General features: G+C 63.3%; 19 protein-coding genes. 9 read left to right on the top strand and 10 right to left on the bottom strand.

Features of this window, described 5'->3' with window-relative positions; translation table 11 throughout:
* Positions 1-70 precede the first annotated feature (70 nt).
* From CGZ66_RS35150 to CGZ66_RS35130, 5 genes are all read right to left on the bottom strand, one after another.
* Positions 71-295 carry a hypothetical protein gene (locus CGZ66_RS35150; RefSeq protein ID WP_095091208.1) on the bottom strand — a complete coding sequence of 75 codons (225 nt, stop codon included), beginning with the start codon at positions 293-295 and terminating at the stop codon, positions 71-73.
* Between the two features lie 110 nt (positions 296-405).
* Complete coding sequence (locus CGZ66_RS35145; RefSeq protein ID WP_095091207.1) at positions 406-1,623, bottom strand: GNAT family N-acetyltransferase; 1,218 nt, start codon at positions 1,621-1,623, stop codon at positions 406-408.
* Between the two features lie 156 nt (positions 1,624-1,779).
* Entirely contained in the window at positions 1,780-3,024 is a 1,245-nt protein-coding gene (locus tag CGZ66_RS35140; protein ID WP_095091206.1) for a GNAT family N-acetyltransferase, read from the bottom strand.
* Between the two features lie 3 nt (positions 3,025-3,027).
* Complete coding sequence (locus CGZ66_RS35135) at positions 3,028-4,341, bottom strand: MATE family efflux transporter (RefSeq protein WP_245331357.1); 1,314 nt, start codon at positions 4,339-4,341, stop codon at positions 3,028-3,030.
* Entirely contained in the window at positions 4,338-5,507 is a 1,170-nt protein-coding gene (locus CGZ66_RS35130; RefSeq protein WP_095091758.1) for a glycosyltransferase family 4 protein, read from the bottom strand. Before CGZ66_RS35130 ends, CGZ66_RS35135 begins: the two co-directional genes overlap by 4 nt.
* 314 nt (positions 5,508-5,821) lie before the next feature.
* Here CGZ66_RS35130 and CGZ66_RS35125 point away from each other — a divergent pair, with 314 nt between their 5' ends.
* From CGZ66_RS35125 to CGZ66_RS35105, 5 genes are all read left to right on the top strand, one after another.
* On the top strand, positions 5,822-6,991 hold the full coding sequence (locus tag CGZ66_RS35125) for a DUF1972 domain-containing protein (RefSeq protein WP_167392366.1): 1,170 nt from the start codon (positions 5,822-5,824) through the stop codon (positions 6,989-6,991).
* Entirely contained in the window at positions 6,988-8,244 is a 1,257-nt protein-coding gene (locus CGZ66_RS35120) for a glycoside hydrolase family 5 protein (protein ID WP_095091205.1), read from the top strand. Before CGZ66_RS35125 ends, CGZ66_RS35120 begins: the two co-directional genes overlap by 4 nt.
* A gap of 262 nt (positions 8,245-8,506) precedes the next feature.
* Positions 8,507-8,740, top strand: coding sequence for a hypothetical protein (locus tag CGZ66_RS35115; RefSeq protein WP_095091204.1), 234 nt, complete (start codon positions 8,507-8,509; stop codon positions 8,738-8,740).
* Positions 8,741-8,908: 168 nt separating this feature from the next.
* A complete protein-coding gene (gloA2, locus tag CGZ66_RS35110; RefSeq protein WP_095091203.1) occupies positions 8,909-9,292 on the top strand; it encodes an SMU1112c/YaeR family gloxylase I-like metalloprotein in 384 nt (127 codons plus the stop codon).
* 246 nt (positions 9,293-9,538) lie between these two features.
* The gene (locus CGZ66_RS35105) at positions 9,539-10,636 is read left to right on the top strand and encodes a polyamine ABC transporter substrate-binding protein (RefSeq protein ID WP_095091202.1); all 1,098 of its coding nucleotides are present in this window, start codon (positions 9,539-9,541) and stop codon (positions 10,634-10,636) included.
* A 52-nt stretch (positions 10,637-10,688) separates the two neighbouring features.
* Here the strand turns inward: CGZ66_RS35105 and CGZ66_RS35100 are convergent, their stop codons facing one another.
* The 4 genes from CGZ66_RS35100 to CGZ66_RS35085 form a co-directional block, all read right to left on the bottom strand.
* Positions 10,689-12,437 carry an adenylate/guanylate cyclase domain-containing protein gene (locus CGZ66_RS35100; protein WP_167392365.1) on the bottom strand — a complete coding sequence of 583 codons (1,749 nt, stop codon included), beginning with the start codon at positions 12,435-12,437 and terminating at the stop codon, positions 10,689-10,691.
* Between the two features lie 185 nt (positions 12,438-12,622).
* Positions 12,623-12,949, bottom strand: a complete 327-nt coding sequence (locus tag CGZ66_RS35095; protein WP_095091756.1) for a DUF1294 domain-containing protein — start codon at positions 12,947-12,949, stop codon at positions 12,623-12,625.
* Between the two features lie 266 nt (positions 12,950-13,215).
* Positions 13,216-14,562 (bottom strand): VpsF family polysaccharide biosynthesis protein, encoded by a 1,347-nt coding sequence (locus CGZ66_RS35090; protein ID WP_095091200.1) that lies wholly within the window; start codon positions 14,560-14,562, stop codon positions 13,216-13,218.
* 1 nt (position 14,563) lies between these two features.
* A complete protein-coding gene (locus tag CGZ66_RS35085) occupies positions 14,564-16,672 on the bottom strand; it encodes a GumC family protein (protein WP_095091199.1) in 2,109 nt (702 codons plus the stop codon).
* 261 nt (positions 16,673-16,933) lie between these two features.
* On the opposite strand from CGZ66_RS35085, the gene CGZ66_RS35080 reads away from it, so the two are divergent.
* From CGZ66_RS35080 to CGZ66_RS35070, 3 genes are all read left to right on the top strand, one after another.
* Positions 16,934-18,433: a glucosamine inositolphosphorylceramide transferase family protein gene (locus CGZ66_RS35080; protein ID WP_095091755.1), complete on the top strand. Its 1,500-nt coding sequence runs from the start codon at positions 16,934-16,936 to the stop codon at positions 18,431-18,433.
* Between the two features lie 94 nt (positions 18,434-18,527).
* Entirely contained in the window at positions 18,528-19,748 is a 1,221-nt protein-coding gene (locus CGZ66_RS35075) for an FAD-dependent oxidoreductase (protein WP_167392364.1), read from the top strand.
* A 92-nt stretch (positions 19,749-19,840) separates the two neighbouring features.
* Positions 19,841-20,071 carry a hypothetical protein gene (locus CGZ66_RS35070; RefSeq protein ID WP_245331356.1) on the top strand — a complete coding sequence of 77 codons (231 nt, stop codon included), beginning with the start codon at positions 19,841-19,843 and terminating at the stop codon, positions 20,069-20,071.
* A 70-nt stretch (positions 20,072-20,141) separates the two neighbouring features.
* Here the strand turns inward: CGZ66_RS35070 and CGZ66_RS35065 are convergent, their stop codons facing one another.
* On the bottom strand, positions 20,142-21,221 hold the full coding sequence (locus CGZ66_RS35065; RefSeq protein ID WP_095091198.1) for a LacI family DNA-binding transcriptional regulator: 1,080 nt from the start codon (positions 21,219-21,221) through the stop codon (positions 20,142-20,144).
* A 193-nt stretch (positions 21,222-21,414) separates the two neighbouring features.
* On the opposite strand from CGZ66_RS35065, the gene CGZ66_RS35060 reads away from it, so the two are divergent.
* Positions 21,415-22,446 (top strand): hydroxyacid dehydrogenase, encoded by a 1,032-nt coding sequence (locus tag CGZ66_RS35060; RefSeq protein ID WP_095091197.1) that lies wholly within the window; start codon positions 21,415-21,417, stop codon positions 22,444-22,446.
* The last annotated feature ends 117 nt before the right edge of the window (positions 22,447-22,563 follow it).

Genomic DNA, 22,563 nt, shown 5'->3' with positions numbered 1-22,563 from the left:
CTGGCGGGTGGCATCCATGCTTTTGCCGGAAGGAGGGGCACGTTAGCGACCGCCGTGCTCTTCGTGCGGCTCAATCGTCGGTGGCCGGCGTCAACTCGAGCTCGGCTGGCGACAGGCCTCGCTTCAGTTGGGCGAGCCGGAATTCGTCGACCCAGTAGGCCTCGCCGTCGACCAGCACGCGCGCCTGGTAGGCGCCGGCCGAAAAACTCTGCGCGGTGATGTAGACCTTGTGGCGGTCGAGCGCCTCGCGCACCGCGGCGCGCTTGGCATTCTGGCCGATGACGGGACTGAACATGACGCTGCCCTCGGTCGCCCTGACACCACATGGCCGCGATCCACGGCCTGGCGACTGGGCTCAAGGATGACGGAGACGCGCTGTCCTGTCAATTTCGCGGACAACCGCGTTCAGTCCTTCAATCGCCGCAAGCCGCGCGCTACGCTCTGGACGGCCTTGAGCAGCCGCGGTCTCAAGCGCACGTAACGCTCGGCCCGGCTGCGATACAAAATGGCGGCATTCGCACCCCAGCCCCGCAGCGTCATCGGTTCGCAGATCTCTGACAGAACCGAATTCGCGGCACCGATATGTTCCTTGTAGCCCTGACCGCCGACCGACAGATCGAAGTAATCGAACCCCCGCTCGCGCCCCCACATCATCAGCTTGCCAATCGTCGTCAGGCCGGGTGACACATTGGCGACCGCATCCTTGTCGATCGCAAGCAGGATGCCATGAAGAGTGCCTTTTCTGGCCAGCACGAGCATGGAGGCAAGCCAGGCTTGCCCGACGCGCAGTCCAAAGAGCCGTACCGATCCGTCGGACAGGCCCTGGAGGGCCGCGTTCAGGTAGAAATCGACGGCCGATTGCCGCGTCAGGAGATCGAAACGCGCAAGCTCGCGAAAGCGCTTCAGCCGCAGCTCAAGCAGCGTGCCGAAGAGCTCCTCCGTCAGGGCGGGCGTGTCGGCCTCTACCAGGCTGAGGCCGCCCAGTTGTTCAAAGCGGCGGCAGTGCTTGCGGAAGTCCTTGGCGAAGGACGGCCTGCAGATGCGCTTGATGAGACCCTCGGGGTCGCCGTGCAAGACCAGGCCGGAGGTAACCTGGATGGAATCGCGCGTCGCCGAAAGCAGAGCCAGCGGATTGGCCACGCCAAAGACCTGCTGCGGGATACCGGCGATGTGGATGCGATCCACCGGCGGCAGCACCGAACAGACCGCCGCCCAGGCGGCTTCAGCGCCCTGCCTGGTCCACGGGCTGGCATCCGCCAGCAGCGGCGCGGAATAGTCGCAGACGCCGCAGCTCAGCCATTCGACCACATAGTGGCGGTAGGCCCGGCGCCGCATCAGCGGCACCAGCATTTTGGGCTCGCCGGTCGCGGCATCGCTCACCTCGACGACGAGCAGTTCCGCACTCTTGGGCATCAGCCGCGTGGCGATCCCTTCGGCCCAGGCGTAATGCTGATGGGCGGTGCAGATGCCGTTGGCCTGCCACTCTAGCCAAAGCGGCTTGACCGCCTCGAGGCTGGTGTGCAGCCGCGCCGTGTAGACACGTTCGGAGGTATCGGCGCTGGCGGCGGGAGCAGAAGGCTGCGCCGCCGATATCGGTGCCATCCGCATTGCCTGGCTCGACATATTTGCCTCCCACCTTTCTCCCGCCGCGATCGGACGCGGTCGCCGGCGATCCTGTTTTCAGCCGCATGGACCCCGCCCACCCGCGTTCTTCCAGACCAGACAGGCGCATCAACGCGAGCCTCTTTGATATGGAACAAGCGCAAAATGCGGCCGCCCTCAGCCCTTCGACCTTCGCAAGCCGCGCACTACGCCCTGGGCGGTTTTGAGCAGCCGCGGATGAGACCGCACGAAAAGCTCGGCCCGATCGCGAAGCGAAGCGACGGCTGCTACGCCCTTGCCGAGCGGCGTCAGCGTTTCGTCGATCTTGGCCAAAACCGAACTCACGGCGCCGAACTGTTCCTTATAAGGCTGGCTGCCCACCGATAGGTCGAAATAGTCGAACCCCTGCCGCAGTCCCCACCCCATCAGTTCGCCCATGAGCCCCAGGCCCGGTGAGGCGTTGGGCACCACCTCCAGGTCCATTCCGATCAGCAGGGCATGCAATGTGCCTTGCCGGACCAGCATATACTGGACAGAGACCCAATCCTCGCCGACCCGCAGTCCGAAGATCCGCACCGATCCGTCGGACAGGCCCTGGAGCGCTGCGTTTCGGTAGAAATCGACAACCGCCGGCTGCGCCAGGAGATCGAAACGCCCCAGTTGGCGAAACCGCTTAAGCCGCATCTCGACCAGGGCGCCGAAGACGAGCTCTATCAAGGCCGGCGTGTTGGCCTCGATCATATCCACGGTGCCGTGCCGTTCGAGCCGGCGCCAGTCCTTGTAGTAGGTTTTGACGAAGGACGGTCTGCCATGGCGCTTGATGAGGGTCGCCGGGTCGCCATCCAGCACGAGGCCGGATGTGATCAGGCTGGATTCTTGCGCGACCGCCAGCAGCGCCAGTGGATTGGGCACTCCATAGACTTGCCGTGGAATTCCGGTGATGTGGATGCGGTCCGCGCGCGGCAGGATGGATCGGACCGCCGCCCACGCGGCTTCGGCAGCCTGCGGGGTCCACTGGCTCCTGTCCGAGAGAAGCGGCGCTGAATAATCGCAGACGCCGCAGCTCAGCCATTCGATGACCCGATGTCCGAGCCTCGATCGCCGCATCAGCGGCACCAGCATCTTGAATTCGCCGGTCCCGGCGTCGGTCACCTCGACGATGAGCAGCTCGGCGCCGTCAGGCACCAGCCGTTTGACGATCCCCTCGACCCATGCATGGAGCTGATGGGCGGAGCACGTCCCATTCGCCTGGCATTGAAGCCAGAGCGGCTTGACGGCCTCGAGACTGGTGTGCAGCCGCGCCGTGTAGGTTCCCCCCGCAATGCTTCGGGAAGCATCGATAGATTGCCCGGCCGGTGCTGGCGCTCCAGCGGTCGGCGCATCGGGCGGCGCAGTCGTCAACGTCTGGATCGACACGTCCATCTCCTACCTTTTTCCCGTGGCGAGCGGGGCGGGTTCGGTGCGTCGCCACGATTTCGGCTGGCTGTCATGCCGGCCATCCGCGCCCTCAAGCGCGAGTATGTGGCGGTGAGCGAAATACCATGAGGCCACGAGCACGACGGTCTCGGAGACCGCGGCACCTGCAAGCGACCATGACGGGGAAGCGATAGCGAGCAGGATTGCGATCAAGACCAGACCAACGACCGCGCCGGCCGTTGTGATGAACGCCACGACCCGGAATTCGCCGAGTATCTCGAGGACGATGCGCGGCATGATGTAGAGCATGATCGGTACGAAGTTCGCCACGGCGAGAAGGCCAATGACGCTGACCGAAGCTCCCGCGAGCGACTGGGATTTTATCGTCGGCAGGACAAACAGGATGCAGGCTCCGTAAACCAGGCTGCCGAGCCCCATGACAAGCGACCATAGCTTGGCATGCATCCACACGCGCCTGACTTCATTGTTCCCCATCATCTTCGCAAGCTCGGGCTGCAGCATGTTCACAAAGGCCAGGCTGACGATGCGCAGTGGGGCAAACAGGACGATAACCGCCGCGATGGGCGCATAGGCCGCCGGACCGGCAATACCCGCGACCAGCAGCGCCAGGCACTGACCCTGGATGTTGGTGGTCGTCGCACTGAATCCCGACCAGCGCAGTTGGCGCCAGAGCCTGGCATAGCGTCGCCGCACGGGCGCTCGGAAACTGACGCGAAGCGGACGGGGCGCCAGGCGAGCAAGGACCGCCATGCCGATCACATTGGCCGCTGCAAGGGCATAAAACACCATTTGCAGCACGTTCGGCGCCATCCAGATCGCCAGCGCGGCCATTGCGGCACCGGCAACCGTGAAGGCGAAATCGCTTATGCTGACCACCATCTGTTGGCGGCGCGCGAAGAATGCCGTGCGCATATGGCTGCGCAGCGACCACGCCCCTACGAAGCAACCGGCGGCGATACTGCCCGCGTCACCCCACAGCAGCATCAGCAGCGCGGTCACGGCGCCCATGATCGACGCGACGACCACCGCGGCCCCTCCAAACGTCACGTCGTGCGCGTCGACACCGGCCCTGTTGGTGCTCTTGCCCATCCAAATGCTGGCCGGGACGGCGGTCAGTGATCTGATGTAGGACAGGCCAACGCCCCCCATCACCATCGCGATGGCGAAGATGCCGTAGCCTTCCGCCGACAGCTCGTGCAGCAGGGTGATGTTCAGCGCGAAGTGAAAGCCGCTCTGTATGGCCTCGCCGCCGATCATCAGCACAAGGCGCCGCAGCAGATGGCCTGGAAACACGAACTTCACGGACTGGTCTCCGCTTCGCGGGCGGCATGCGCCCGGCCAGGCTTCGCCAGCGCCGCCCTCAACTTGTCGCTAGCGATCGCCGCGATCGCCGCCGCCGCGACCGGCTCGCTGAAAATCTCCTCGTATCGCAACCGTCCCGCGGCGACGAACCCACGCCAGGCATCTGGCCGAAGGACGATCTCCCGCAATTTGTCGGCAAGGACGGCAGGGTCGCCGGGCGGAACATGCCAGCCGGTCTCGCCATCGCTGACCACTTCCACCAGGCCGCCAATGGCAGACACCAGCGGCGGACGGCCATAGGCCATCGCCTCGATGGCGACGCGCCCCAGCGATTCGGGACGCCGCGACGGCACGGTGACGATGTCGGCCCAGCGGTAATGCGCCGAGGGGTCCGTTACGACCGGCAACACGCTGACCCGTTCGGCCAGGCCCATGCTTTCGACCAGTTCGGCCAGCGCGCGTTCGCGCTCTACGTTTTCGAAGGCACCGCCGACCAGCCGCACCTCGATCCTCGACCGCAATTCCGGTGACATCGAAGCGATCGCCTGGAGCAGAATCTCCTGGCCCTTGATCCTGTTGACCCGGCCGAGCAGCAGCACCCGCAAAGGGCGCTTGCCGTCATAAGTCATTGGTTCGGCCGCCGCCGGCCCAGCGACACCGTTGTAGACGACATGCGTGCGCGAGACCTTGGGATCGCCGAACACGGCGCGTGTCGCGCGCGAGTTGAAGATGAGATCCGCATGGCTCCAGCGCATCAGGCCGACGAGTATCCTGCGCATGACGCCTTCGGGGATCTCGTGGATATGCAGGATGGCCTTGTCGGGGAGAAGGCGCGCGGCCAGCGCATAGTCGGCCACGATCGAGGTGTTGACGTAGGTGAGATCGCAATCCCGGAGGCGCCGCCAGGCCCGAAGCACGGCCATCGGCAATCGCGCCATCTCGACCGTCGCCAGCCGCAGGATGGCCTGGCGCCTCAGCACCCAGAGCGGCTCGACGACGATGCGGCTGGCATGGTGTTCCAGGATCTGCACGATCGGCCCGCTGCGCGGCAGCACCACCTCGATGTCGGCGGACGGAAACGCGGCGCGCAGCGCAGCAACGCTCTCCGCGAAGCTGCGATCGGAACCATAGAGTTCATAGCCCTGATGAACGCAGGCAATCCGCATCTTTGTATCCCGCCAGGTGCCGCAGCCATCGCACCAGGCGCTGGAATGCGGGAACCTTTTCGCAAGAACCATGCCTGATTGATCCGCCCGACTGGCGGACGCCCAATCCCTGGCAATGCCTCGTTTCGACACAGATACGCACAGAAGGGTTGACCGATAATGAAACAACCACGGGGTTCAATACAGTTTTTTTACAACCCGCGCGATGATCATCCGCCCGAACGCCGAAATCGTCGGATGGCATGGAAGTTGCCCATCCGATTTTGATGATGCAGCAATCGCTAATATATAAAGTTCCGAAAGTGCCAGCGGCCATGAAACCAGAGACGCCTGCCATTCTGATCCTGGGGACGCGCGGCATACCCGCGGCCCATGGCGGCTTTGAAACCTTCGCCGAAAGACTGGCATTTTTTCTTGCCGGGCGCGGCTGGAAGGTCGGCGTCTATTGCCAGGAGGAGGTCGAGCGGATCGACCAGAGGGTGCGCAGCGAAACCTGGCGCGGTATCGAACTCATCCACGTCCAGGTTGCCTCGAAAGGGCCGCGTGCGACCTTGGAATTCGATTGGCAATGCGTGCGCGACGCCGCCAGGCGGCCGGGTGTCTGCCTGGTGCTCGGCTACAACGGCGCGGTTTTCCTGACCTGGCTCAGGCTGAAGGGGCGCAAGATCTTCACCAATATGGACGGCATCGAGTGGCGACGCCCCAAATGGGGGATGGCGGCGCGCAGCTGGTTCTGGCTCAACGAATGGATCGGCGCCTGGGCCTCGCATCGTCTGGTCGCCGATCATCCTGCCATCGCAGACCATCTGGCGACGCGACGGCCGCGTAGCGCCATCGCCACCATCGCTTATGGCGCCGATCCGGTGACATCGGCGCCCGAGGCGCCGGTCCGGGCGCTGGGCCTGGAGCCGGGGCGCTATCTGATCTCGATCGCGCGCATCGAACCCGACAACAACATCCTGCCGATCGTCGAAGCCTTTTGCAGCCGCAAGCGCGACACGAAGCTGGTGGTGCTCGGGACGCTGTCGGACGAAATCCCCTATCATGTCGCCGTCCGCAAGGCGGCGAACGGATCGGTTGTTCTGCCGGGCGCCATCTACGACCAGGCGACGGTGAAGGCACTGCGCTATCACGCACGAGCCTATCTGCATGGCCACACCGTCGGCGGCACCAACCCGTCGCTGGTCGAGGCGCTGGCGGCCGGCAACATGGTGATCGCGCACGACAATCCGTTCAATCGCTGGACCGCGGGTGCCGCCGCGATCTACTTCACCGACACCGACAGTTGCGCCGAGCGGATGCAACAGACGCAGGACGATGACGCCCTGGTCAGGAATTGCGGCATCGCGGCAAGGGCCCGCGCCCGCGAAGCCTTCCGCTGGGAGGATGTCCTGGCTGCCTATGAGCGTGAAGCCTATCGGCTTCTCGGTGTCACCGCCGACGACGCCGTCGCGGCCAATCGCGCATCGCCCGGCACTGCATGACAGGCTGGTCGCGCCGGCGGGTGCTGCGGACGGCGCTGTCGACCGCGGCACTTGGCTCTCTCCCGATCGCGCAATTCGCCCGCGCCGCCGAGCCTCCCTTCAGGCGCGGCGTCAATGCCTGGCCCTGGTTCTCGCTGACACGTGAATTCCCGACGCCGCGCACCGACTACGGCTGGCCGCCCTTCCAGCCGCAGCGGCCGGTTCCGACCGCCAACGACCTGCGCCGGTTGCGCGACACGGGGCTCGATTTCATCCGCCTGCCGGTCGATCCCGGCCCGTTCCTGGCGGCCGACGCCACCACGCGCGCCCTGTTGCTGGACATGCTGGACGCGGCAGTCAGCGCCACCCTCGATGCGGGCCTCGGCATCATCATCAACGTGCAGGCCAACGGCGCCACCCACTATTGGAATCCTGACCGCATGGTCGCCAGCGTCACCGCGCCCGCCTTCGATCTCTATCGCGGGCTGGTCGGCGAACTTGCCGGCAGGCTGGAGCGCTTCCAACCCGGCAAGGTGGCGCTCGAAGCCGTCAACGAGCCGCCGCAGGCCTGCGCTTCGGACGTCTGGTCGCAGGTCCAGCTCGCGCTTCTGACCGCGGCAAGGGCATCGGCTGCAACCTTGCCGCTGGTGGTCACCGGAGGCTGCGGCTCGATGGTCGGCGGGCTGACCGCGCTAGATCCGGCGCCGCTGTCGCCGTTCGAGCCGATCCTGTTCACCTTCCACTTCTATGAGCCCTATCTGTTCAGCCATCAGGGTGCGCCGTGGATGCGCGAGCCCGTCTACCGTGCGCTCAACAACGTGCCGTGGCCGGCGTCCGCCGGCTCGTTGGAAGCGACGCTGGCGTCGGTCAGGGCGCGCATGGCGCAGGATACCGAAACCACGGATGAGGCCAAGGAAGCCTATTATGCGGAAACCGAGCGCGTGCTGAAGGTCTATTTCGACGCCCAGCCCGACCGGCGCTTTGTCGACAAATATCTCCGCCAGGTTCGCACCTGGGGTGACAGTCACGGCCTTGCGCCGGAGCGCATCATCATGGGCGAATTCGGCGCGCTGCGCACCGACGCTCGCTATGTGGCGGCGCCCAATCCCGATCGGGCACGCTACATCGCCGATGTGCGCCAGGGCGGCGAGGATCTCGGCTTTGGCTGGGCATTCTGGAATCTCTTCGACGGCATGGGGATGATGGACGACAACACGCGGGCCCTCGACCCGGATATCATCGCGGCACTTGGCCTGACCATGCCGGCGGACTAGGAAAAAAAACCAATCACTCCGAACAAGTTCGACGCCAAGCCGACTTACGTCTTCCATGACGCGAACGGCAACTTTGCGCCGCAAGTTGGACGTAGTGTCCAATTTTGCGGTTGCCCGAAAGCAGACATCTCCAGCGACCATCTTGGGGGTCGGGATGCGCCAGGATCGCGCTATGCCGGTAGAGACGACTTCAATCTCATCGGTATCGCCAGAGCCGCGAAACTGTGGTAGCCGCCGCTCAACCAACCAAAGGACGACACCAGTGAACGAACCGACCGTGGCCCAGGCGACCGAAAGTATCTATGTCTCGCTCCGGGCGGACAATGCCGACATCGACGCACATATCGCGACGCTGAAGGCGGCGCTGACACGAGAAGGGGTAAAACAGGCGGTGTTCGATCCGACCAAGTTGGCGCAGAACAACCGCTCGGGCCGCAAGTTGATGCAGGCTTATTTTCGCCAGCGCGGCGTGAGCGTGAAGTTTTCGGACCAGTAGAGCCGCGCGCGGGTCTCAAGCGCGTCGGCGGCAACATCATGCCGCCGATTGGGCGCAGATGAAAAATCGTATGGACGAGGCGATCCTGGCGAACGGCGACATCAACAAAATGCCGCGCACCCGATGGCGACCTTGGCCTCAAATCCCAGCTTGGCTAGAGTTCGTGGCATGCTGAACGCCATTCACCACGTCGCGCTCATCTGCACCGACTACGATCGGTCGCGACGGTTCTACGTCGAACTCCTCGGCCTCGATCTGATCCGGGAGGTCTACCGGGAGGAGCGTCAGTCATGGAAGGCCGATCTGCGGATCGGGTCCGTCCAGCTGGAATTGTTCTCCTTCCCTGCACCAGTGATGCGGCCGTCCCGTCCTGAGGCAACAGGCCTGAGACACCTGGCATTTGCCGTGGCGAATCTTGATCCGGTAATCATGCGCCTGGAGGCCGCCGGCGTTCCCGTCGAGCCAATCCGGATCGACCCATATACAGAGCAACGGTTTACCTTTTTCAGCGACCCGGATGGATTGCCGCTGGAACTCTACGAAACCCCATAAGGAACGGCTCGCTTTCGTGACCACGTCATCGGAGGTGGGAACGGCACTCGGCAGATATGATCCGCCAACTCGGCTGCGTCACCGGGCTCCTTGCCACGGGCCAGGAGGTCGAACGCTCTGCGCCGCATGTCAGTCGTTGAGCAGACAACTCCGATTCTTTTCAGCATGTGCTAATATTGCAGCCGTGCGTGGCTGTATACAACGTACGGCGCTCGCAGCTTCAGGACTGCAGCCAATGGTGAGCACATGATTTGCAAGGCGCTTCTTTGGTCGGCTGCATCGTTGCTCGCAGGGGCCATGACCCTGCCCGCGCACGCCGCCGACAAGGTCGTCAACCTTTACGACTGGTCGGACTACCTGGATCCCTCGGTTATCGACGACTTCACCAAGGACACGGGTATAAAGGTCGTGTACGACGTCTTTGACTCCAATGAGATCCTCGATACCAAGCTGCTTACCGGCGGCTCCGGCTACGACGTCGTCGTGCCAAGCGCCAGTTTCCTGGCCCGCCAGGTCGAGGCCGGCGTCTTCCAGAAGCTGGACAGGTCGAAGTTGCCCAACATCGCCAATTTGTGGGACGTCATCGCCCAGCGCACCGCCAAGTACGACCCAGGCAACCAATATTCGGTGAACTACATGTGGGGCACGGTCGGTTTGGGGTACAACACCTCGAAGATCAAAGCCGCGCTTGGTGTCGACAGACTCGACAGTTGGGATTTCTTCTTCGATCCCGAGAAGCTGAAGAAGCTCGCCGACTGCGGAGTCTACGTGGTCGATTCGCCCACCGAAATCCTGCCCATCACGATGAATTATCTTGGGCTGAACCCCGAGAGCACCTCGCCGGAAGACTTCGGCAAGGCCGAAGAGGCATTGATGCGTATCCGTCCCGACGTCCGCAAAATCGAGTCATCCGAGTACATCAATGCTTTGGCGGACGGCGACATCTGCCTGGCGATCGGCTGGTCGGGCGACGTCCTGAAGGCGCGCGATCGTGCCGCTCAAGCCGGTAACGGCGTCACAATCGCCTACTCGATCCCCCGGGAAGGCACTGTGATGTGGTTCGATCAACTGGCAATCCCGGCAGATGCACCGCACGTGGACGAAGCGGATGCCTTCATCAACTACCTCATGAAGCCTGAAGTCGCCGCCAAGAACACAAATTATGTATTCTTTGCCAATGGCAACAAGGCTTCACAAAAATTCGTTGAAAGAAGCATTCTCGGCGACCGCTCGATCTATCCTGACGATGCCACGCTAAAGAAGCTTTTCAACGTCTTTCCGTACGACCCGAAGACGCAGCGCGTGGCGACGCGCACTTGGACTAAGATCGTCACGGGTCAGTAATTGACGGCAGTTGCGCTTCCGGCGAACCGCCTGATTGTTCATCGGTCATCCGTCAGTCCGCAATGCCTGCTTTGCGCAGGCCATCCAGCCAGTGCTCCACATCCTCCTGACGGCGATATGGAGAGCCGCGCTTGTAGTCGCCTAGAGTGAAACCAGGCTTGCGCTCGAGGCACCTGCCCCAAGCCGATATTGCCTCGTTGTTGCGTCCGAGCTGTCCCAGACACGCAGCCAGGTTGGCGAACCCGCGATCATAGTTGTTGTTGTCCCAACGGCGGAACGAATCCAGCGAAGCCTCATATTCACCGAGCAGATAGTAAGCGAATGCGAGTAGCTCGTGGACATCGCGGTGTTCGAGCGGACTCAGCCGTCTGAGCCGCTCGCCGATCTCGCGGGCCTTCGTAAGTTGACCACTCCAAAGGCAGATATATCCGACCCAGATGAGTACGCCCGGGTTTGTCGGGCCCATCGCGAGCGCGCGTTGCCCATGAGTCTCGGCAGCCTCGAACTCCCCTTTCCATCCATGCAGAGCGGCGACGACCGCCTCTGCCAATCCGCTGGCGTCGCCGAGTTCGATAGCCCGCAAGGCCGACTGCATGGCCAACGCCTTCATGTCTCCGTCGGCTCTGAAAGCGGAGAGGGTCGCATAGGCGTCTGCGAGGCATGCATGCACCCGCGCTGAATCAGGCTCCCAGCCAAGAGCCAGCTTTAGGAACTCGACACCAGAGACGGTGTCCTTCTCGGTGAATTGGTGCATAGCATCGACGCCGCGCAAGAACGCGTCATATGCGCTGAGGCTCGTTTGCGTTTGCCTGGTTCGAACGATCTCAGCAGCACCTACCTTGCCGACCAGTGCCCAGGCGATCCTCTCCGTCACCTCGTCTTGAACGGCGAAAAGGTCCTCGAGGTCTCGATCGTAGCGCTCGGCCCAGACGTGATTGCCAGTGGCCGCTTCTATCAACTGCGCAGTGATCCTGACGCGTGCAGCCGCCTTTCGAACGCTTCCCTCGACGACGTACCGTACACCGAGCTTCCTTCCGACCTCGGTGATGTTTACGGATTGACCCTTGAAAACGAACGAGGAATTGCGCGCGATCACGAACAGACTCTGACTGCGACTGAGCTCGGTGATGAGATCCTCGGCTATTCCATCCGAGAAATAATCCTGCTCGGGGTCCACCGACATGTTTGTGAAAGGCAGCACTGCCACCGATGGCTTGAACGGGAGCGGCAAATCCTCTGCTGAAGCAATTGACGCTGAAGGTTCTGGATCATCCCGCGCTTCTGTTTGAACCCGGTAGGCACGCACAGGCTCAGCAATGTTCTTCATCGTATGCTCGCCTAGGTCGACGAGCGTATAGGGAATCTTTCCCTTCACTTGATCATAGACGCTGCGTCCAATGACGACACCTCCGGGCTCACTGACCTTTTCCAGCCTGGCTGCCACGTTTACGCAGTCACCGTAGATCGTCGTCTCATCCAGAATAACCTCGCCGGCGTTAACACCCATTCTGAAGGCCATGCGCCGGTCTTCAGGAAGATCCGTATTGCGTGCCGTTATGCGTTCTTGCGTCTCGACTGCGAACTGCAACGCATCGACAGCACTGGGAAACTCGATCAGCAGACTGTCGCCCGCGGTGCCGACCAGCCGACCGTTGAATTGCGCGATCTTTGGATCGATCACTTCGGCGCGCAGTGCCTTTAGATGGAAGAGAGTCCCGGCCTCATCAGCTCCCATCAAACGCGAGTAGCCAGCTACGTCCGCTGCCAAAACCGCCACAAGCTTTCGTTCCGGGCGCGCCACGATGCCTCCTGGACTAAGACGTCACGTGGGTTTGCTGGAGCGTAGCACTCGCGTCTATGCGCAACTAGTCAGAGAACAGCCGCTTTGGGCCAGCTTCAGACCCCTTGGTTCCACCGGGCTGAACGTCCGCTATCGTTCTTCGGACGCCAGAAGCCGCCATTCCGCTGTCGGCCCACGAATTCGCCTCAGAATGCGAGGAATTGCGAGAGCGTTTCGGGCGATCCCGGAAAGAGCAATCCCACTTCAATCGCGATTGCCGCGAGGACTTGGAGCAGTAGGATGCGAGCGAGCCTGGAGCGGAACGGCTCCTTGCGCGTCTTGTGCCGGATCGTTTTTTGCGCGATCACAGTCCCGATGCTACCGCCAATGATGGCGAGTGTAAGAAGCGTCGACTCTGAAATGCGTTGGGAACCGTTCTTGGCCATAGCCTTATCGAACGCCATGGTGGCATACGCCAGCAAGTTTACTGCGAGAACGTAGCCGATGACCCCGATTGCAAACTGCCCCGGCATGCGCTCCTCCACCTTCGGGCCAGTATAACCTAAGCCCGTTGAACCAACGGATGGCAACGGGTCCATCTAAATGGGCTATCTGAAACGTCGTCATGGTGACCCGAAGGACGACTTTCGCCAATCGGAACGCAAAAGCCGACCGACCGCTCTCGGCCCCACAATCCCAACCGAGGATGTACCTGGACGTTCCTCTGGCGCCCCTTCTCGACCATTGGCACCAGCCAGTTGATTGAGCGTTGTGAAACAGCTGTCCGCCCGCAATTGCATCAAAAAGATGTGGAGCGGTTCTGCGTTTCCGCGAAAGGACGAACCGCGCCGATCGGCCTGATCACCGACCGCGCCGGCCGGTAAAGGGCAAGGCACAGCACCGCGACCTTGGTGAGCAGCGTGGTTTTGGAGGAGATGCTTTCCGAGGTGTTGAGAAGAAGGAGCCAGCCCACCACCGGCAGCCAGACGCCAGGATGGCAGCGGCGCGCCACCTCATGCATGAACAGCCCGAAGCTGGACATCATCAAAAGGGTGAAGAAGGCGCCCTGGTAGACCGTCATGCGGACGAATGGGTTCTCGATACCCCATTCCAGGCCGTTGATCCGACGCAGGCTCTCGACGAGATCGACACTCGGCCCGACGATCACATCGCGCAGTTCCAGATAGTTGAAGATCTCGAACATCTCGACGCGGGCATTGGCACTGCCGCCATCCGACACGAAGCGGCCGAGCAGCGCATCGAAAAAGCCCTGCGAGGCCAATACGGCGATGGCAACCGGCAGCAGCGCGGCCAGCATCATCGCCAAAGCGGCGCCGAGCAGGTTGACGCGTCCCGTGCGCAATTTGCGAAAGCCGTGGAAGAGCAAATAGCTGCCGCCGAGGAGTATAGTCACCACCATCGCCGACCGGCCGCCAAACGCAACGAGCGCCGCGCACTGCAGGCCGATCATCGCCAGCCGCAGCGGAGCCGGCAGCGATCTTGAGCCACTCAAAAGGGCAAGCACGTAGATCGACGTCACCGTGGCATTGACCAGCGGATGCCCCTGCAGCGCGCTCGAGCGCGGATCGGTGGCAAACACCTCGCCATCGAAACGATAGGGAAACACCAGTGTCTTGGTGGCGAATTCGACAAGGGCGAGCAGCCCATTGACCGTCATGACCGCATGAATGACGGTGGGCAGCCGGGCGAACGTCCATTCGTCATCCTCGCCGAGCATGAGCACCAGCAGCCCGGAGGCCACGAAAGTGTCGATCATGCCGGCCATGCCTGGACGTTGCCTGACGATGACGACGACCAGGAGCACGACGGCGATGACGCTCATCAGTGCCGTGGCGGGCCGCCTGTCGGCGACGTGGACGCAATAGCCGACCGGATTGCCGAACGTGCACGAACGCCAGGCAAACAGCAGAATGATGAGATAGGTGGAGGGATGTATCTTGGTCGCCGCGCTGCCTGACAGGCCGTCGTAATTGTAGCCCAGCAGCCACAGCATGCCGCCCGAGACGGCGAACAGCACCAGCACGGCTGCGATCAGTCCAAACTGGGTCACCGCATCGACCGAGGTGCCGGCGCGGGGCGCGGCAGCGCCGAAATTCGAGGCTGTTCCGCTCCAGCCCGACGCCATGTCAGGCCACCTCGTCGACCAGCAATGCGCCTGTCGGCAACCGCCCCATGACGGAAATTGCCTGCATCGTCGCGGTCACATCGCGCATCGGCGTGGCGTTCAGCCTGGCGACGAGCACGATCTCGTCGACCATAGCGACAAGCGGCGAGGCATTGAGATTCTCGGCGAGCGCGCCGCCATCGACGACAACGAGTTCGAAACTCCGGCTCGCCTGGGCCAGCATATGCTGCGCGAAGTAGACGCCGTGCGCTTCCTGGAAGATCGCCTTCGGTCGGCCCCTGCCCAAAAGGGCGACGTTGCTGCCTGGGGCGTACCGGCTGACGGCTTCAAACGCATATTCACCGCGCAGCACATCGAGTATCCCGGGCTGCGGGTCCTTCTGGCCATTGCCGGTGTTGGTATCGACGAACAGGACCCGGCTGCCCCTGGCCGCCGCTGCGTTGGCGAGCAGTCGCGCGATCCTGTTGCGTTGCTGGCCGTCTTCCGGCGGCGACGTCACCAGGATCGACGGCACCAGCGGCCAATCCGGCGGACGCCGGCCCGAGCTGAACATGCGCCGGAGCGCAAGGCCGACGACGGCATCCGTCTTCTGGCTGGTCGCGACGGTCGGGCTTGAGCCGAAAGGCCACCAGCGCCGTCCCGCCTTCGCTCCCGCCGGCAGGATGCCAAGCACGGGGGCATCGATCGTGAATTGCATCTGGGCGCTGGAAAGCACCGTCGGCGAGGAGTATTCCGCAATCAGCGCCAGGCCGGTGCCCAGCCCCAATCCGCCAAACACGGCGCCAAACAAAAGCAGCCCCAGTGGCGGCCAGCTTTTTTTCTGGGCGGGCATGGCGTCCGAAATGACGCGAGCATTGGTGCTGTCGACGTTGATCTGCTCGCGCGTTTCCTGTGCCCGCTGCAGGTAGGTTGCGTAGACGGAACGCACCGCCTCGAGATCGCGCTGCAATTCGCGCAGCCGCACAGATGCCTGGTCTGTGTCGAGCGATTTGTTCTTGAGGCTGGCGACTTTCGTTTCCAGCGCCTGCTGGTTGGCAACCGCCCGCTCGTAATCGGTCTCGGTGGCCGTCTGGATCCGGCCGAGTTCGCGCGCGATCAGCTGCCGCGTGTCACGCAGTTGCTGCAGCGCGGCAATCATCGACGGATGGCGCGGCCCCAGTTCCGTGCCAAGCTGCGAGACCTGGTCGACAAGTGTTGCTTCCTGCGACCGCAGGCTCGAAATCACCGACGAGCGCATCGCTTCCGAGGTTGCATCGGACGTGCCGCTCTGCTTGCGCATCTGGTCGACCTGCGCCTTCAGCGTCGCGGTGCGGCTTTGCGCCGCCGAAAGCTGCGTGTTGAGCTCGGTCAGTTCCTGGTCGCTGACCAGATTGCCCGCCGCCATCACCATGTTGTTGGCGGACTTGTAGGCCTCGACGGCATTCTCGGCCTGCTGAACGCGCTTGCGCTGTTCGTCCAGCCGCGCGGTGATCGCCTTCGACGCATCGGTGGCGGCTTGCGCGCGCGCGCTCGCCTGGTCGGCCAGATAGGCTTGTGCGATGGCGTTGGCCAGAAGTGCCGCCTTGTCGGGGCTCTTGGCGGTGACGATCACATCGATGACCAGGACCTTGTCCGCCCGCTTCACCGCCAGGCGCCGGCGCAGGGCGTCGAGCGTTGCCACCGTCCTGTCGGTGGCGGCCGAACCGGAACCGAGGGCGCGCGACAGCATGCCCTGCCCGTTGAATTCCGGATCCTCGGTCAGTTTGGTCGCCGCGATCGCCCGCTGCAGCACGCCCGTCGACTGGACGACGCTGACCTGGCTTTCAACCTGTGTGATGCCGCCATCGGGCGCCAGCCCGCTCGGATTGATATTGTTGGTGACCACTTGCAGGTCTTGCGGATCGATGATGATTTCCGCCACGGAGCTGTACAGCGGCGGTGTGAGGAGGCCGTAGAGCAGGGTTGCGAGCGTCAGCAGTACGGTGGTGCCGATGATCCAGAGACGGCGGCGGACCAGAATGCGCTTCAGATCGCCAAGCTCGACGGTCGAGGGTGCGTATGATCCCGCTGGTTCCACCGATCCTGCTTCCGGAGAGTATTGCTGAGGCACCATGGGCAGAAATGATAGCATAGCTGCCTCCTACAATACTCCATTTGCCTGCAAGACCAAATCGCGGGCATGAACCTAGCTATTACTCCAATTGTTAAAACATTATTAATTATGTTTGGAACCCGCATGAATTTTGGCACGGAGTTTGCTTAGGTTAACGTACTGGGGTGTTGACACCGCGCAGCTGAACGAGAGACGGACGAAAATGGGGCAACACTTCAACCGGGCCGACACCAGTGTCCCATGTTCTGACGTCGGCCACGAAGATGCCAGGTGTTCAACATGCGGCTAAGCCTGCGCGTGGACGGCGATTGCGTCCGTGGCTTCCATGTCCTGCTCGCTCAACGCCTGGCCGCACTCGCGAATGTCGAGCTGTCCGTCGATGCCCGGCCGGCTGGCGGCGGTATCCCGCGCAGCGCTGAGGCCTTGTTCCAACTTGAAACGGCAATCCATGGCCTGCCCCGCGATGGGCTGGCAAAGCGCTTGCCGCGCTCGGCGCTCGCCCGCTATGGCGCGCCGCCCGCTTCGGTCGATCTGGTCGTCGACCTCTGCGGTGACGTTCAGCTCGAAGGCCCACGGATCTGGCACGTCACCTATGGCGGCGCCAGCGGGGAAGCCGCCCTGCTCGCCTTGATCCTCGCCGGCCAGACGCCACTCGCCCGCGTCGAGGAAAACGGGGCTGCGATTGCCGCCGGGCGCCTGGGAACCGAATATGGCGGCATCGCGCTGGCGTCCTTCCAGGACATGCTGGCGCGGACGGCAAGCCTGATCGTCGCGGCGATGTCGGGCGCAGCGTCGGCCGTGCCGGCACTGCCCGAGCCGGCGCAGGCTGGTGCCCTGCCGCCGATGCCCTCGGCCGGCAAGCTTGGCGTCAGGGCGGCCAAGGCGCTGGCGCGGCGGATCGTCCAGAAGATCTACCATCTTTGCTACAACGCGCCGCACTGGAAGGTCGGCTGGCGCCAAACCAAGGGCCGGGATCTGTTCGACCTGCGCGCCCATACGGCATCGGGCTGGCAGGTGCTGCCGGACGATGGCAGCCGCTTCTACGCCGATCCGTTCCCGATCCTGTATCAGGGTCAGCTGACCCTGTTCGTCGAGGACTATATCCACCGGCTCGGCAAGGCCATCATCTCGGCTGTGCCGTTCGGTCCAGCCGGCCCGGTTGGCCGCCCTGAGCCGGTGCTGGAACTGCCCTACCATCTCTCCTACCCCTTCGTCTTCGAGCGCGACGGCGAGGTCTGGATGGTTCCGGAAAGCTGCGCCAACGGCACGGTCGATCTTTACCGGGCGACTGCCTTTCCCGGCGGCTGGGTCAAGGAGGCGACACTGTTGTCCGGCGTCGTCGCCAGCGACGCCACCCTGGTCGAGCACGGCGGCAGCTGGTGGATGTTCGCCACTGTCCGGGACGGTCGAGGCGCCTTCTCCGACACGCTGCATCTGTGGTCGGCGCCGGATTTTCGCGGCCCCTGGACGCCGCACCCGAACAATCCCGTGCTGATCGACATCGCCTCGGCGCGGCCGGCCGGCCGCATGGTGAAACGAGGCGATCAGTTGCTGCGCCCGGTGCAGGACTGTCGCAGGAGCTATGGCGCGGCGCTCGGCATCGCACGCATCTCTCACCTTGATTTGATCGGCATGGAGCAGGTTGTTGAGACGATCTTAAATCCAGGTGCGCTATGGGATGGACGCAAGCTCCACACGCTCAACGAGGCGGGTGGTTTCGAGTTCATCGACGGCTCGGCGATCGCACCGCGCTGGAAGCAACGAGGCGGGCGGTATTAACCTAAACATTGGTTACTACCAGTCGCGCCCGCAGGTTGCTTGAGGTTGATTTGGGTCCGGACGTATTTTCTACCACAGATTGCAGAGCAGGAAGATGACCAGCAGAAAGGGCGGCAAAATGACTATCGAAGAGGCTGGCCCAGCCGAAGTCGACGTGGCGATTGTCGGCGCCGGGCTGGCCGGAACCACCTTGGCGACGGTGCTTGGAAAAGCCGGGCGCAAGGTGGCGTTGATCGATCCGCACCGCGTCCATCACGATGAGTTCAGGGCTGAGAAGATCGGCACGAAGCAGATGCAGCAGTTCGAGAGGCTGGGCCTCGACGCGACGCTCCTGCCTCTCGTCACCCCGATGGACGAGGTCCACGTCTTTCGCCTCGGACAATTGTTCGCGCGTGAAATGCATCGCGAGTTTGGATTTTCCTATGGCGCGCTGATCAACGGCCTACGCGACGCGCTGCCGCCGCAAGTTCCGTTGACGGTGGGCAAAGTCGCCGAGATCACCACCGGACCGGACAAGCAGCGGCTTGTGCTCACCGACGGCTCCGTCATCGACGCGCGGCTTCTGGTGGTAGCCACCGGCTACAGCGAAGCGGTGCGGCGCGCCATCGGCGTGAACCGCATAGAAGAATCCAAGGCATTTTCGCTGTCGATCGGCTTCGATCTCGCCATCGCGCCGCGTGACTTCGCCTATCAGTCCGTCACCTGCTACGCCAAACGGGCCGGGGACCGTGTCGCCTACATCAGCGTCTTTCCGATCGGCAACAAGATGCGGGCGAACATGTTCGTCTACCGGCTGGTGGCCGAGCCGTGGACAAGGGCGTTTCGCCAGGACCCGCAAAAGATGCTTTGCGAGCTGATGCCCGAAATATCAGCGCAATGCGGGAACTTCGAGATGGCAGGCCCTGTCGAGGTCAGGCAGATCAATCTGACCACGACGCAAGGCCATCGCCGCGATGGTGTCGTCTTCATCGGCGACGCCTTCTGGACCACATGCCCGACGCCGGGCGTCGGCATCGAGCGGGTGATGACCGATGTCGATCGGCTCCATTCGGTTCACATTCCGCGCTGGCTCGAAACACCAGGCATGGCGGCTGACAAGATCTGCGCCTTCTATGACGACCCGATCAAAATCGCCTCCGATGAGAACGGCATGCGGGTGAGCTACTATGCCAAGGAGATCACCACCGGCACAGGGCTGGAATGGCGCATCCGCCGCCTGCGCAACAACACCGCGCGCCAGCTGATGATCGTCGGCCGCAAGATACGGCATTTGGGCCTGCGGCGGGCAAATGCTGTCGCCGGCGAAGCGTCATAGAACACCCCGCCCGGATCACCCCAGCCTTGCATGCTTGGCGCGCGTGTGCGCAGGAGGCGGGAACGATATCGCCCGTCAGGTGTTAGAAACTTATGACAAACACCATGGAACCCCACGGTCACGGGATGGTGGCCGATATTTTGGCCTTGGAAGTTGCCAATGCCAGGCAGCGCATCAACCGGACCGAGCTCGCGATTCAACGCACGGAAGAAATGCTGGCCGAGAACATCGCGCTGCGCAGCAGGATACAAACCGCGCAACGGCGTCTGGTCGAGGCCGCGGAGCGCTTGGTGAAGATTTCCAGCGCAACGGCGCCGCTGTAGCCGGTAGCGGCGATTGCCTCCCATGCAGGCCGCCAGGGCCAGGTGCAGCGCAACTGCCTGCCGACACTGGCTACTGTCGGTTTCCTCCCCCGGAATGCAGGCGGTTGCCTGGCAAGCCAACGGATTCCCGCATCAAAACCTGGCAAGGCTCGAGCCGTGCTCTCGGCGGCCCCGCCCCGCCTTCAATCCTGGCAAACAGTGCGTCCATGGCGTGGCCCGCGATCTGCCGCACCGGCTGCACCACCGCGGCGATGGCCGGCCATGTCACCTGCATCCACTCGGCGTCGTCGAAGCCGACCAGCGAAATGTCGTTGGGGCAATGCCAGCCACGCCGGCGGAACTCGGACAGCGCCACAAGCGTGCCCTTGAGGAACAGCGAATAGACGGCGCTCGGACGTTGGCCCCCGCCCCCACCTTCGCCTTGATCGAAATAGTCGCGCAATTGCGACCTGAGCGGTTCGACATCGCCTTCGGCAAGCACGACGTCGATGCGCACATCCGGCGCCAGCGCCAACGCGGTGCCGCGAAAGCCGTCGAGGCGGGCGTGCATCGTGGCTGCCTGTTCGCCAAGGCCGACAACCAGGATATGGCGGTGGCCCTTGCCGATCAGTTCGCGCGCCACCTCGGCACTGGCCGCCGCACTGTCGGCCGACACGGTGTCGAAGGCGTCGTCCGACAGCACACGGTCGATCAGCACGCCGGTCATGCCGTTGGCCTTCATGAACCCGGCCGCCGGGCCGTGCTCGTTGCGCACCGGCGCCAGCACGACGCCGGCCACCCTCCAGTCATGCATGCGTTCGAGGATTTCTTTTTCGCGCACCTCTGATTCACGGCTCGATGCGGCCACCAGCGTATATCCGCGCTGCTCGGCCAGGCTTTCGAGCTGGGTGACCATCTGGCCAAAAAACTCGCTCTCGAACTCGGGCATGATCGCACCGATGATGCGGCGCTTGGCCCGCCGCATGTCGGAGGCCAGCGGATCGACGCGGTAGCCCAAAAGCTCGACGGCATCGAAGACGCGCTGGGCATTCTCGGGCTTCACCGTGGTGACACCGGCCATGACCTTGGAGACGGTGGCGGCCGACACGCCGGCATGGCTTGCCACGTCGTGGATCGACGGACGCCGCCGCTGGCCCTGCCTATGCGCCATTGGTCCTCCTCACGAGGCGCGGACGTCAGCATTTTTCGCCCGCCGCCAATCGAGTAAATCGATTTTTCGCGATTGTAAATCGTTTAATCGGAGGTATTTTGTCTCCGTGCGTGTCGCCCAAAAGTGTGCAACGGGATAACGATATGTGCAAACTAAAAATGTGCAATGAGGTTCGCGCCCGGAGGAAATTGCCATGTCAGATAGCACCTTGCCGCTGGTCATCAGCGCGCCGGAACCGCGCACGCTCGACCTCATCTTCACGTCCCCGCAATTGGCACGCTTCCGGAAAACATACCGTATCGTCGAGACGACACCCGATGGCGTCGCAAAATTGCCGGCCGATGTGCTGGCCGAAGCCCGCTACATCGTCGGCCAGCCGCCGATCGCGCCTGAAACGCTGGACAAGATGAAGGCCCTGCGCTGCGTCTTCAACGTCGAGACCAACCTGATCAACAACATGCCCTACGAGACACTGTTTGCGCACGGCATCCATGTCGTCACCACCGGCCTGGTCTTCGCCGAGCCGGTGGCCGAGCTTGGCCTTGCCATGGCGCTCAACCTTGCCCGCGACATCGTCGACGCCGACCTCGCCTTTCGCCAGGGCAAGGAGCTGTGGGGCGGCGACGGCAACCGGACAGCCCGGTTGCTGTCGGGGGCCGATGTCGGCATCGTCGGTTTCGGCGATCTCGGCCGCGCGCTGAACCGGCTGCTGTCGGGCTTCCGCACCCGCACAAAAGTCTTCGATCCCTGGCTGCCGCCGTCGATCCTGATCGACAACGGCGTCGAGCCGGCCTCGCTCGACGAGGTGCTGTCGCAGAGCGACTTCGTCTTCGTCGTCGCTTCGGTGACCAGCGAGAACCAGGGATTTCTCGGCGCCGATGCCTTTGCGAGCATGCGCGAGGGCGCGGCCTTCATCCTGCTCAGCCGGGCCGGCGTCGTCGATTTTCCCGCCCTGATGGCGGCGGTGAAAAGCGGCCGCATCGTCGCCGCCAGCGATGTCTTTCCGGAAGAGCCGCTGGCGCAAGACCATCCGGTGCGTGCCCTGCCCGGTTTCCTGCGCTCGGCCCACCGCGCCGGCGCGCTCGACATCGCGTTCAAGCGCATGGGCGACATGGTGCTGGAGGACATGGACCTGGTCGATCGCGGCCTGCCGCCACTGCGCTCTAAACGCGCCGAGCGCGAGACGGTGTCGAGGATGCGTTCGAAGCCGGTGGATAAGAACTGACGGAGGGCGGCCGTTTTTGGCGCTGTCCGGTTGGCGCGCCATTCGATCCGGAACTCGATCAATCCCGGGCCGATGCTTGTGCTGGCCTCGCAATTCGATGCCACCCTGGTGTCCGAG

Source organism: Mesorhizobium sophorae, assembly GCF_002270415.1.
GTDB classification, from domain to species: domain Bacteria; phylum Pseudomonadota; class Alphaproteobacteria; order Rhizobiales; family Rhizobiaceae; genus Mesorhizobium; species Mesorhizobium sophorae.
The sequence above is the reverse complement of the archived record's forward strand: the minus strand, read 5'-3'. Positions and strand labels throughout refer to the sequence as shown.

Bases quoted from the DNA above. Each gene is read 5' to 3' on its own strand.
- CGZ66_RS35080 (WP_095091755.1), top strand. From the start codon at position 16,934: ATGCGGCTAAGCCTGCGCGTGGACGGCGATTGCGTCCGTGGCTTCCAT.
- CGZ66_RS35125 (WP_167392366.1), top strand. From the start codon at position 5,822: ATGAAACCAGAGACGCCTGCCATTCTGATCCTGGGGACGCGCGGCATA.
- CGZ66_RS35120 (WP_095091205.1), top strand. From the start codon at position 6,988: ATGACAGGCTGGTCGCGCCGGCGGGTGCTGCGGACGGCGCTGTCGACC.
- CGZ66_RS35090 (WP_095091200.1), bottom strand. From the start codon at position 14,562: ATGGCGTCGGGCTGGAGCGGAACAGCCTCGAATTTCGGCGCTGCCGCG.
- CGZ66_RS35060 (WP_095091197.1), top strand. From the start codon at position 21,415: ATGTCAGATAGCACCTTGCCGCTGGTCATCAGCGCGCCGGAACCGCGC.
- CGZ66_RS35065 (WP_095091198.1), bottom strand. From the start codon at position 21,221: ATGGCGCATAGGCAGGGCCAGCGGCGGCGTCCGTCGATCCACGACGTG.
- CGZ66_RS35075 (WP_167392364.1), top strand. From the start codon at position 18,528: ATGACCAGCAGAAAGGGCGGCAAAATGACTATCGAAGAGGCTGGCCCA.
- CGZ66_RS35150 (WP_095091208.1), bottom strand. From the start codon at position 295: ATGTTCAGTCCCGTCATCGGCCAGAATGCCAAGCGCGCCGCGGTGCGC.
- CGZ66_RS35095 (WP_095091756.1), bottom strand. From the start codon at position 12,949: ATGCCGGGGCAGTTTGCAATCGGGGTCATCGGCTACGTTCTCGCAGTA.
- CGZ66_RS35130 (WP_095091758.1), bottom strand. From the start codon at position 5,507: ATGCGGATTGCCTGCGTTCATCAGGGCTATGAACTCTATGGTTCCGAT.
- CGZ66_RS35085 (WP_095091199.1), bottom strand. From the start codon at position 16,672: ATGCTATCATTTCTGCCCATGGTGCCTCAGCAATACTCTCCGGAAGCA.
- CGZ66_RS35140 (WP_095091206.1), bottom strand. From the start codon at position 3,024: ATGGACGTGTCGATCCAGACGTTGACGACTGCGCCGCCCGATGCGCCG.
- gloA2 (WP_095091203.1), top strand. From the start codon at position 8,909: ATGCTGAACGCCATTCACCACGTCGCGCTCATCTGCACCGACTACGAT.
- CGZ66_RS35070 (WP_245331356.1), top strand. From the start codon at position 19,841: ATGACAAACACCATGGAACCCCACGGTCACGGGATGGTGGCCGATATT.
- CGZ66_RS35145 (WP_095091207.1), bottom strand. From the start codon at position 1,623: ATGTCGAGCCAGGCAATGCGGATGGCACCGATATCGGCGGCGCAGCCT.
- CGZ66_RS35105 (WP_095091202.1), top strand. From the start codon at position 9,539: ATGATTTGCAAGGCGCTTCTTTGGTCGGCTGCATCGTTGCTCGCAGGG.